We start from the raw sequence: 11,044 nt of genomic DNA on the forward strand, positions 1-11,044 counted from the left end.
TCTCGTGTACCTTTAAAGAACGTGATCGGACTCATCTTGCCAAAGATCCACAACAGCAAAGGCAATACCACTGCACCATGAAAAATGGTAGTTCCGGTTACCACAGCGGCGAACTCCGCCAGACGGCTGAGTACGGAAATGTCTTCGGTTGAAATCAGTTTTGCCAGCAAGGCAAAAATGCCTAGCGGTGCCAGTTTCATCACCCAGCTGATCATCATCATCATGATGTCAAAAAATTGCAGGCTTAATTTACGCACACTGCGGAAATTCTCCCCGCCTTTGACCAGCGCAACCCCGATAAACAAGGCAAATACCACCACGGCCAGCACATTGCCTTCGGCAAAGGCCTTAAACGGATTGATCAGAGTATTTTGAATAAAGTTGGTAAAGAAGGAAGATGGCGTTAAGGTATCAGGTGTTTGGTGACTGTTCATGGCATCCTGAAACATCACAATATCTACGCCCTGACCCACATTAAACAGATGCGCACAGCTTAAGCCCAAAATCAGCGCCAAAGTGGTGGTGGTGACACAGCACAGCAGGGTAATTTTCCAGACCCGGCCCAGTTGCCCGCCTGCCTGCAAGTTCGAAACGCCGACTACGATTGAACTGAAAATCAGTGGAATAAGCAGCATTTTCAATAAACCAATAAAAATACTGCTGGCCAGACCCAAACCATAAAGACTGACAGAAAAAAACTGAGTATTGGGAAACAGATTTAACAGAAATCCAAATGCCACCCCTAAAATCGCAGCAATCAATATTTGTGTATTTAAGCTCATCACGACATGCTTTTTATCATTAAGTCCTGTCAGGCACTATGCCATGCCGTATTTTTAGAATCGAGGATTTTTTTGTCACAAGCTCAGCATAAATAAATCAAAACAGGCGGTTCATTTTATCTGAATCATCACCACTTGGATAAACGAATGGCATAAAATCTGCTTTTAATTCAGTGATTCAATCTAATAATTAAAAGAGTACAACGATGAAAAAAAATCATGCTAATTATTACTCTGCTGTGCAGTGCGCATGCAGCCTTTGCCCATCCAAGTCATGGCTGCCATAAAGATGTCTCCGAGGACATTCCGCGTTGCCACTAAACCACAAGGATTAATAAAATCATAAAAAAACCGGACAGCAAGTCCGGTTTTTTACAACATTTCAACTTATTGGGTTTCAATTTCACGCAAGCGAATCAGACCTTCCTGAGTGGTGCTACACACCAGCTCACCATTTTGCCACATGCGGCCAAAATTCAGTCCGCGAGAACTGGCACTGATGGTGGCATCCATGTCATACAGCATCCATTCATCGACACGAAATGGCTTATGGAAATACATGGCATGGTCAATGCTGGCGCATTGCAGACTTGGGGAAATATAACTTAAACCATGTGGACGCAAAGCTGTGGTCATTAAGGTGAAGTCTGAATAGAACGCAGCGATAGCCTGATGCAGTGAAATTTCATCAACCTTTTGCGCAATCTGGCCATGGGTTCGAATGTAATGCGCATAAGAAGGGGCTTCAGGCTGAGGCTGGAAAGGATTGACAGGCATCACCGGGCGAATTTCCACATGACGGTCACGCATAAAACTGGCGCGTACATTTTCCGGCACGAATTCGACCAGCTGGGTTTTTAATTCTGCTTCATTTTTTAATTCTTCAACCGCAGGATATTCCGGTTCTGAAATCTGGTAATTCAGGCCTTCTTCCGGACTGGCAAATGATACCATCGCGGTAAAAATCGTCCGTCCATGCTGAATGGCACGTACCTGACGACTAACAAAGCTCTTGCCGTCCCGCAGACGGTCCACTTTATAAATAATCGGTGCGTTGACATCTCCGCCATATAAAAAGTAGGCATGCAATGAATGCGCAGGACGATCTGCCGTATAGGATGCTGCCCGTAATGCCTGCCCTAATACCTGCCCACCAAAGACACGCTTCCCTACCAGATTACGGCTTTGACCTCGATAAATGTTTTCTTCAATCTTTTCAAGGCTCAGTAATTCAACCAGTTCTTGGGTTAAAGGATTCATAAGCGACCTATTTTTAATATGGGATACCTAAAATGTAGGCGAAAAATTTCAATCAATCAGCTAAGCTATAAACGCTATTCTGCCACAAATCCCGACTAAAGCCCTAAAGATAGACTGACTGGCCTGTCACGCAATTTGAGCTGAATATCCGCTAAAAATACGATTTTTAACGATAAAATTTAACACTCAATATGCATTTTGTCAGAAAATGACATATTGTTTTAAATTACAATGATGCAAAACTATTCCCCCTCAGAAAATCTGTGGTTTCGGTCATTTAAGTAGGAGTATGTATGTCCAAGAGTGGCTTTGGTCAAATCTATCGTCAGCTTTCCAGTAAGCTGCTTGACCTGGTGGTAACCCCACATGTTCTTGGTGAGGTTCCTACTGAACCGGCAACGACAGAAGTAAATTCCCAGACAGAGCAGCCCGTCCAGCAAAAAGTGGTGTGCTATGTCTTACAAAATTACTCGCGTAGCAATGCCCTGATTGTTGATGGGGAAACTCGCCGTCTAAAATTGCCACCGGCATTAAATCCGCTGGTGGTGGGCGATCATAAGGAAAAAGCATCAGTGCTGTTTTTGCAGCATCATAATGAAAATAACTTGCTCAATCCTCCGCCCCATGCCTTTCCACCGCGATTATTACGCCTGATCGACATTCTGGAACATCATCCTCAAGTTGATATTGAACTGATTCCGGTTACCGTATTATGGGGACGTTCGCCAGACAAAGAAGATTCCTGGTTCAAACTCTTATTTACCGATACATGGGCAACGCCAGGTACTGTTAAACAATTGGTGAATATTGGCCTGCATGGTCGTCAGTCCTATCTGGAATTCCATCAGGGCCAGTCTTTGCGCCAACTGGTTGAATTTGCCAAACAGCGGCATCCGAACCTGTCGCCTGCGACTTATATTCTCAATAAATTAAATAACTATTTAGATGGTCAGCGTGAAGTTGTACTTGGCCCGGATCTTTCAGATCGTCGTAACGTGATGCATTCCCTGATCAAATCTAACGATGTTCAGGATGCCATCCGCCGGGAAAGCATTCGTGGCAAAATCAGCATGATCGAAGCTGAACGCCGTGCTATTGGCTATTTAAACGAGATTGTATCGGACTATTCACATTCGGCAGTCCGTTTTGCCGACATGGCGCTGACCCGTTTATGGACCCAGCTCTATGACGGTGTTGAAGTGCATAACTTCAGTACCGTGCGTGAACTGGCCAAAGATTACGAAATTATCTACACGCCTTGTCACCGCAGTCACATTGACTATTTATTACTGTCTTATGTCATTTATAAACGTGGCATGATGGTGCCGTACATTGCTGCAGGTGATAACCTGAATATGCCTTTTGTGGGTCAATTATTGCGTGGTGGTGGTGCGTTCTTTATTCGCCGTACCTTCCGCGGTAATGGCTTGTACACCACTGTATTTAAGGAATATCTTTTTAATATTCTTTCCCGTAATACCCCACTGGAATACTTTATTGAAGGTGGCCGTTCACGTACCGGCCGTTTGCTGCCGGCAAAAACCGGCATGCTCGCCATGACGGTGCATGGACATTTACGTGGTCGTTCTAAACCGATCGTGTTTGTACCGACATATATTGGCTATGAACGCCTGATGGAAGGTGCCACCTATGTCGGTGAAATGAATGGTAAAGATAAAGAATCTGAATCCATCATGGGTATTCTGAAAACCCTGCGCAAAATCGAACGTATTTTCGGCCAGGTGCATGTAAACTTTGGTGAGCCGGTTTTTCTGGATGATATGCTTAAACAGCATGCTGCGGACAATATTAAAATTGCCAAAAATGATGATCCGATTCCGCCAGAAGTATCAGATGCAGTCAACAGTGCTGCCCATGCCATTCTGGAAAATATTAACCGTGCTGTGGTCATTAACCCGGTATCGCTGCTTTCACTAATTCTGTTGGCTACCCCTAAACATACGCTGGATGAAGAGATCTGCATCAAGCAGCTGGATGCTTACCGCAAACTAGTGACTGCCTTGCCTTATGATACGCGTACTCAGGTGACGCCGCTTTCAGGCAAAGAAATCATTGCCTATGGCTTAAAACTGAAGCTGATTAAACGCGTTAAACACGTGTTAGGCGACATTATTGCGATTGAAGATAACCAGGCGGTATTGCTGACATACTTCCGCAATAATATTTTGCATGCTTTTGTTTTACCTTCGCTAATTGCAGCCTTGGTGGAACATAACGGTTTAATCCGCCGTGGTGATTTGATTAATGTCATTCGTACCCTTTATCCATTTTTAAAAGCTGAATTGTTCTTAAAATGGAAAGATGAAGAGCTGAAAGATCAAATTTGTGCGTATGTTGAAGCCTTGATTCAAGCCAAATTGATTTTTGAAGATATTGAAGGCAATCTGGTTTCTCCAGCACCAAACTCGGAAGATCATAACCAGCTGGTGGTGCTTGCCGCTCCGGTGATGCAAAGTCTGGAACGTTATTACATGACCCTCGCTTTAATCACCCAGCGTGGTTCGGGCAACATTTCGACCCGTCAGGTGGAAGAACTCAGTCATTTGGTTGGTCAGCGCCTGTCTGTACTGTATGAATTCAACTCTCCAGAATTCTTTGATAAAGCCTTATTCCAAAGCTTTATTAAAGTGCTGACCCAACAGGGCTATATCCGTAACAATGAAGATAACGCCATTGTGTTTGATGAGAACTTCCAGAACGTTGCTCAATACGCCAATCTGGTATTAGATGATGTGACTTTGCAAATGCTACAGCACATTACCACCTTTAGTGATGAAGAATTGAAGGAAGCTCTGGATGCAGTCGCTGCCCAGCAGGCGAAACGTCGTTTAAAACGGAAGAAGAAATAATCTTCCTTCTCCGTTCCCTCTCCTTCTAGGAGAGGGCTAGGGAGAGGTCTGTTAAATACTCTCCTAAGCTAGAGATAAAGCACTGCTTTAGATCTAGCGCAAGTGAGGGTTAGGGAGTGATTGATTACTTTTAAAAAAATTTAACCAATAAAATCAATAATATTTATCGCTAATAGTATTACTTTTACTTTATTCCTATAGTCTATTTTTCTAATCTTTAGGATGAATAATGAAATATTTATTAATAGCTCTTACATTATCTTTATCAATCCCTACATTTGCTGGAAGCTGTGACTACAGCTGGCAATCAGCAAAAGATGGATCTTCTTGTGGCGACCGTGCAGCTGACCGCCGTCCTGGTGGCAGATAATTTTTTGAAATAATCACCCCTTCTCTTGCGCCATATATGGCTCAGGGAGAAGGTGGGGATGAGGGTGAGTTAAAGTTCAATATTTGATTATTTAAAAAAATCACCTCTCCCTAACCCTCTCCTAAAAGGAGAGGGAACTTCAATATCTCATTTAGATTAATAACTTTTTATAATCCCTAAAACAATCCTGATGTTCTAACTGAAATCCAGTTTCCAGCATCCGCTTTGCAAAAATCCGTTTTCCAGATTCCTTCTGGCTTTCCACAACCAGTTCAGGCAAATCCAATTGCCGTTGAAACCACTGAATCACTTCATGCAAAGGTACAGGCTGATTATTGGTAACGATATAAGAAGGTTGAGTATGTTCCACGTGAATCAATTGCGCCAGGAACCGAGCCAGATCATCAATATGAATCCGGTTAGACCAGTGAATTTGCGGATAGCGTTGAGTCATTTCAGCCAGCTTGATCATCCTCGCCACAGACGTGCCATAAATTCCTGTAGGACGAATGACTATGCAGCGCTCAGCGAATGCCTGTTGGTAGAGCTGCTCCATCTGCCAGAGTAACTGCCCCTGCTCATCCACCGAATGAAGAGTAGACGCATCATCAATATGCTCACCTGAATTTTCACCATAAACACGGGTTGAGGACACTACGACAATTTTTTGCACTGGATGCTGCTTTAAAGCACGGACAATTGGAGCAACCGAATCGACATAAGTCTGTTGATAGCCTTCAACAGTACTTTGTGAGGGCGACAATAAAACATAGACCCAATCTATGGGCGGGAGATGAGTTAAATCCAGCTGATGCACATCTTGAATCAGATGAGTCGCATAGTGATCAGTTTTCGGACTTTGGCTGATTGTGGTAATTTGGTGCCCTTGCTGAAATAATTGTTTAGCAACCCGGGTAGATGTTTTACCATAACCGATAAATAATATATGCATTAAGCACCTGATGATTTAACTCAAGTTGAGGGCAAATGGCTGCAGTCCATCAATTGCAAGGGGTAGGAACTGCCTCTGCCGCATTACTGGAAAAACTGAATATTTTTACGACAGATGATTTACTGTTTCATCTACCGCGTGATTATGAAGATCGTAGCACGATCATTCCCATGAACCAATTGGTCGTGGGGCGCAGTTATTTGCTTGAAGGTATTGTGAAAGGGGTCGATTTCCCGCCGGGCAAGCGCAAATCTATGGCCATCCAGTTACAGGATGATTTCGGCAAAGTCACCTTGCGTTTTTACCATGTCTATAAAGCCCTGACTGATCGTGCCAGAATTGGCAATCAGCTACGCATCTTTGGTGAAGTGCGCGTCGGTGCACGTGGTCTGGAACTGTATCATCCTGAAATTCAGCTCATTACTGAACATACGCCCTTACCCAAAACCCAGCTCACTGCCATTTATCCAGCCACCGAAGGTTTAACCCAGCCCAAGCTGCGTGAATATGTCAAACAGGCACTGAAACAGCATAGTGATGACCTGCCCGAATTATTGCCAGAAAAATTCACCAATGGTTATGCACTAAAGCAGGCACTGGAATATATTCATGAACCGCCACTGAATGCCAATATGCTACAGTTGGCACAAGGCTCTCATCCGGCTCAGCAGCGTTTGATCTTTGAAGAACTGGTTGCACATCAGATCAGCCTGTTATCTCGCCGTGCTTATATCCAGCAAATTGCAGCACCTTCTTTTAGCCCGAGTAAAAATTTTGCCAAGCAGTTATTGGCTGGCTTACCGTTTAGTCTGACCGGCGCACAAAAAAGAGTCTCCAAAGAAATTATGCAGGACTTAAAACAAAACAAGCCCATGTTGCGTCTGGTTCAGGGCGATGTCGGCGCAGGTAAAACCTTGGTAGCCGGGGTTGCAGCCTGTCATGCGTTGGAAGAAGGCTGGCAAGTGGCGCTCATGGCACCGACGGAAATTTTGGCCGAACAGCATTATCTGAACTTTAAAAAATGGTTTGAACCTTTAGGCCTGAATGTGTCTTGGCTTTCAGGCAAACAAAAAGGCAAGGCTCGTGCAGCGGCTGAGCAAACCATTAAACAAGGCACTGCCAATCTAGTGGTGGGGACCCATGCCCTGTTTCAGGAAAATGTCGAATTCAGCAAACTCGGTCTGGTGATTATTGATGAGCAGCATCGCTTTGGTGTTGATCAGCGGCTGGCACTACGCAATAAAGGCATCAACAACACCACCCCGCATCAACTGGTGATGACTGCCACTCCAATTCCCCGCACTCTTGCCATGTCTGCTTATGGTGATCTGGACACCTCGGTGATTGATGAACTGCCGCCCGGTCGTACTCCGATTCAGACCGTTACCATTCCTTTAGACCGCCGCGAAGAAGTACTACAGCGTATTGCCACCAATTGCGGCGAAGGCAAACAGGCCTATTGGGTCTGTACTTTGGTGGAACAGTCGGAAACGCTGGATGCCCAAGCGGCCGAAGCGACTTATCAGGAAATCAAGGAACGTTTTCCGCAGCTCAATATCGGTCTGGTACATGGCAAAATGAAAGCCGATGAAAAACAGGCGGTAATGCAGCAGTTTAAAGACAATCAGCTGCAACTCCTGATTGCCACTACGGTGATTGAAGTCGGGGTGGATGTACCGAATGCTTCCATCATGGTGATTGAAAATGCAGAGCGTCTGGGACTTTCACAGCTACACCAACTGCGCGGGCGAGTGGGTCGTGGTGCAACTGCCAGTTTCTGTGCCTTACTATATAAAAATCCGCTTTCGCAAAATGGACAGGAACGGCTGCGGATTATGCGCGAAACCAATGACGGGTTTATCATTGCCGAAAAGGATCTGGAAATTCGTGGCCCGGGCGAATTGCTCGGCACCAAACAAACCGGTGACATGGGCTTTCGGGTGGCCAAGTTAGAACGTGATGATCATTTGCTGAATCAGGCGCATTATGTCGCGCAGCAAATTCTCAAAGATTATCCTAAAAATGCAGAGGCTTTACTGAAACGCTGGTTACCTGAAGCGCCACGCTATGCCTATGTGTAAATAAGGAGAAAATAAAATGACACAAGATATTCCCGTTCCATACGATTTAGAGTTTCAATCGCCAATTCCAAATATTTGGAGAAATACAATCGTTCAAATTGTCGAGGCTTTTAAAGATAAAGATTTTGCTCGTCTAAGTACAATTCCAAATGTTGAATTTGTTGATATTCAATATGCTGCCGAGACTGCCGAAAATATTGATCATTATGGCGCTCATCTTGTCAGCTTACCTGAGGAAGCATGGGATTCTTCTGTATGCTTCTATCAAGGTAAACATAATGAAAATCATTTTTGGAAGGCGATTGTTGACCTGTTTACAGAAGAAGAGTGTCCTAGTGATTTAATTATTAACCTTCATATTTATAAGCAAGATGATCATTATACTTATGAAATAATTGATATCTACGTACCATAAAATACCAATCATAAAATCATTAAAATAAGAAAACACTATGCTCCAATTCCTCAATCAACTGCTTCACAAAGGTGTGCAAAGCCTTTCCCCTTGCCTGCTCTGCGGAATCGATCGACAGCAACACCATTCAGTCTGTACCGATTGCTGGCAGCAATTGCCGTGGTTGAAACAGAGCATTCAGCGACAGGAAATGGATATCCAGGTGGCCTGTCATTATGACTATCCAATAGATCGTATTATTCAGAAATTCAAATATGAACAACAGCTGCATTTTCAAACCCTGCTTGCTGGCTCACTGATTAACCTGAAATTACCCAAAATTCAGGCCATTGTGCCGATGCCGATTTCCCATCAACGGCTGGCCGAACGCGGCTATAACCAGTCTTTGCTGGTTGCAAAGATATTGGCAAAACATCTGAATATTCCCGTCTGGCAACCGGTTGCTCGACTGGCGCAACATTCGCAAAAAGGCTTAAGCCGCATTGAACGATTAGACCAAATTGACCAGCAATTCATGATAGCAGCAACGTCCAAAGTCCGTTACCGCAAGGTATTGATGCTGGATGATGTGGTGACTACAGGCAGTTCACTGCATGCCTTAAAACAAAAACTTGAAGAATTGGGTTGTCAAAAAGTTTATGCAGCGTGTATCGCGAGTGCAGAGATTTAATCTTTGGAAAGAAAGCCTACTGATTTCCTTTTATCCGCTTGCAGAAGCGTACTCATCCTTGAGAGAGAATGATTTTATCAATCAGGACAAAATGCTTTCTGTTAAAAACCGCTTCACCCAAGGCATAACAATTTCACGGGTCAAAGGTGCCAGTTGAGTATGTAAATCATCCAGATCGACCCACTTCATTTCGGCAATTTCTGCATCGATTTTTGGAGCATGGTCTAAAGTTACATGATAAACATAACTGACCAGCTGATGATCCGGCTCATTGGCGGTCGCCGTTTCAAAACGTCCGACAAAGTGTTGAATTGAAGCCTGACAACCAATTTCTTCTTGAATTTCACGCAGCATGGTCGCTTCAGGTGGCTCATCGGGTTCCAGCTTGCCACCCACCTGCATAAAGCATGAAGTATCACGTTTACGTACCACTAAAAGTTGCTGTTGATCATTTAAAATAATTGCCGCAGCAACTGTAATCACTTTCATGTTTATTTCACCAACGCTTGCTGATCGACCATACCCCATTTCGGCTGTGGTGCCTCATATTCATCAAACTGCTGCAAAATCTCTTCAATTGAATCTGAAGCAATAATGCTGTCCGCAAAACGTGTATGGGTAAAACCTTTGACGGTGGTCATTTGGATAAATTTCAATAAATCATCATAAAAACCGGCCACATTTAAAAAGGCACACGGTTTTAAATGGATGCCCAGTTGTGCCCAGGTCCATTGCTCAAAAATTTCTTCCAGCGTCCCTGCACCACCTGGCATGGCAATAAAGGCATCGGAAAGTTCCGACATTTTGGTTTTACGTTCATGCATATTGCTTACCACATGCAATTCGGTTAAATGCGGATGAGCCAGCTCACGATCGACCAAGGCATTTGGAATCACGCCAATGACTTTGCCACCCGCCTGCAAGGCACTGTCTGCCACTACCCCCATCAAGCCGGAACGTCCACCGCCATAGACCAGCGTTTTACCTTGCTGGGCAATGGTTTGTCCCATTTTTTGCGCGGTATCTAAAAAAATGGAATCTGTACCAACGGCAGAGCCACAAAAAATTGCGATTGATTTCGTCATTTTTTCACCATGTTTTACTGATGTCATAATAATAAAGTAAATTTTCAGGAGATTTTTTAATAAAAAAGCGATTGAATCAGTGTTTTTATTGAATTCCTTGTCTAAAATACACCCATCAATTAACCCATACTGCGCAAGGGAGAAAAGACAGCATGCTTGAAGCCTTTTACGCCACAGAGCGCGGTAGTTTGGAAGATGCCACTATTAATGGCGGTTTTGATCTGCATCAGGATTTAGTGTGGATTGACTTGATTGCTCCCTCACAAGAAGAACAACAATGGGTCTTGGATGCCTATGAGCAAAATTTACCCACGCTAAAATCTTTAGAAGACATTTCTTCATCGGCACGATTTTACCGTGATGATGACGGTATTTTACATATCAGCACCTACTTTTTAACCAAAAATAAAAACTTTCAGGTTGATGGTGAAAGCGACGAAGATTCAAGTATTTTAGCCACGGTGCAAACGGTGGCCTTTATTCTGCACAAAGAACACCTGTTTACCCTACGTGGTGAAAAGCTGGTGGCCTTTCGTGCCTTTCGTGCCCGTGCACGTCG

The 11,044-nt window shown here is 44.0% G+C and carries 11 protein-coding genes; 6 read left to right on the top strand and 5 right to left on the bottom strand.

All coding sequences use genetic code 11. The features are described 5' to 3' along the window. A partial coding sequence (locus tag B2Y23_RS09560; RefSeq protein WP_291370480.1) for a dicarboxylate/amino acid:cation symporter occupies nt 1-782 on the bottom strand: 782 nt, incomplete at its 3' end. 387 nt (nt 783-1,169) lie between these two features. Further along, nucleotides 1,170-2,042, bottom strand: a complete 873-nt coding sequence (locus tag B2Y23_RS09565; RefSeq protein ID WP_291370482.1) for an acyl-CoA thioesterase — start codon at nt 2,040-2,042, stop codon at nt 1,170-1,172. 293 nt (nt 2,043-2,335) lie between these two features. On the opposite strand from B2Y23_RS09565, the gene plsB reads away from it, so the two are divergent. Together plsB and B2Y23_RS09575 are read left to right on the top strand one after the other, a co-directional pair. Beyond that, entirely contained in the window at nt 2,336-4,912 is a 2,577-nt protein-coding gene (gene plsB, locus B2Y23_RS09570; RefSeq protein ID WP_291370484.1) for a glycerol-3-phosphate 1-O-acyltransferase PlsB, read from the top strand. A gap of 229 nt (nt 4,913-5,141) precedes the next feature. Then, nucleotides 5,142-5,282 carry a hypothetical protein gene (locus B2Y23_RS09575; protein ID WP_291370486.1) on the top strand — a complete coding sequence of 47 codons (141 nt, stop codon included), beginning with the start codon at nt 5,142-5,144 and terminating at the stop codon, nt 5,280-5,282. A gap of 151 nt (nt 5,283-5,433) precedes the next feature. Here the strand turns inward: B2Y23_RS09575 and B2Y23_RS09580 are convergent, their stop codons facing one another. Beyond that, nucleotides 5,434-6,234, bottom strand: coding sequence for an NAD-dependent epimerase/dehydratase family protein (locus tag B2Y23_RS09580; protein ID WP_291355091.1), 801 nt, complete (start codon nt 6,232-6,234; stop codon nt 5,434-5,436). 35 nt (nt 6,235-6,269) lie between these two features. Here B2Y23_RS09580 and recG point away from each other — a divergent pair, with 35 nt between their 5' ends. The 3 genes from recG to B2Y23_RS09595 are packed head-to-tail and all read left to right on the top strand — an operon-like array spanning nt 6,270 to nt 9,400. After that, the gene (gene recG / locus B2Y23_RS09585) at nt 6,270-8,315 is read left to right on the top strand and encodes an ATP-dependent DNA helicase RecG (protein WP_291355089.1); all 2,046 of its coding nucleotides are present in this window, start codon (nt 6,270-6,272) and stop codon (nt 8,313-8,315) included. 16 nt (nt 8,316-8,331) lie between these two features. After that, complete coding sequence (locus B2Y23_RS09590; protein ID WP_291370488.1) at nt 8,332-8,730, top strand: DUF7668 domain-containing protein; 399 nt, start codon at nt 8,332-8,334, stop codon at nt 8,728-8,730. A gap of 37 nt (nt 8,731-8,767) precedes the next feature. After that, a complete protein-coding gene (locus B2Y23_RS09595; RefSeq protein ID WP_291355085.1) occupies nt 8,768-9,400 on the top strand; it encodes a ComF family protein in 633 nt (210 codons plus the stop codon). Between the two features lie 81 nt (nt 9,401-9,481). Here B2Y23_RS09595 and B2Y23_RS09600 read toward each other — a convergent pair whose 3' ends face one another. Continuing rightward, nucleotides 9,482-9,889 (bottom strand): NUDIX hydrolase, encoded by a 408-nt coding sequence (locus tag B2Y23_RS09600; RefSeq protein WP_291355083.1) that lies wholly within the window; start codon nt 9,887-9,889, stop codon nt 9,482-9,484. A gap of 2 nt (nt 9,890-9,891) precedes the next feature. After that, nucleotides 9,892-10,485 (bottom strand): TIGR00730 family Rossman fold protein, encoded by a 594-nt coding sequence (locus tag B2Y23_RS09605; protein ID WP_291355081.1) that lies wholly within the window; start codon nt 10,483-10,485, stop codon nt 9,892-9,894. Nucleotides 10,486-10,637: 152 nt separating this feature from the next. Here B2Y23_RS09605 and B2Y23_RS09610 point away from each other — a divergent pair. Beyond that, nucleotides 10,638-11,044: CorA family divalent cation transporter (locus tag B2Y23_RS09610; RefSeq protein WP_291370490.1), on the top strand; the 407-nt coding region annotated here is incomplete at its 3' end.

This window comes from Acinetobacter sp. UBA5934, assembly GCF_002430855.1.
Classification (GTDB): Bacteria; Pseudomonadota; Gammaproteobacteria; order Pseudomonadales; family Moraxellaceae; genus Acinetobacter.

Coding starts and splice junctions, on each gene's coding strand:
- B2Y23_RS09565 (WP_291370482.1), bottom strand. CDS start 2,042: ATGAATCCTTTAACCCAAGAACTGGTTGAATTACTGAGCCTTGAAAAG.
- plsB (WP_291370484.1), top strand. CDS start 2,336: ATGTCCAAGAGTGGCTTTGGTCAAATCTATCGTCAGCTTTCCAGTAAG.
- B2Y23_RS09575 (WP_291370486.1), top strand. CDS start 5,142: ATGAAATATTTATTAATAGCTCTTACATTATCTTTATCAATCCCTACA.
- B2Y23_RS09580 (WP_291355091.1), bottom strand. CDS start 6,234: ATGCATATATTATTTATCGGTTATGGTAAAACATCTACCCGGGTTGCT.
- recG (WP_291355089.1), top strand. CDS start 6,270: ATGGCTGCAGTCCATCAATTGCAAGGGGTAGGAACTGCCTCTGCCGCA.
- B2Y23_RS09590 (WP_291370488.1), top strand. CDS start 8,332: ATGACACAAGATATTCCCGTTCCATACGATTTAGAGTTTCAATCGCCA.
- B2Y23_RS09595 (WP_291355085.1), top strand. CDS start 8,768: ATGCTCCAATTCCTCAATCAACTGCTTCACAAAGGTGTGCAAAGCCTT.
- B2Y23_RS09600 (WP_291355083.1), bottom strand. CDS start 9,889: ATGAAAGTGATTACAGTTGCTGCGGCAATTATTTTAAATGATCAACAG.
- B2Y23_RS09605 (WP_291355081.1), bottom strand. CDS start 10,485: ATGACGAAATCAATCGCAATTTTTTGTGGCTCTGCCGTTGGTACAGAT.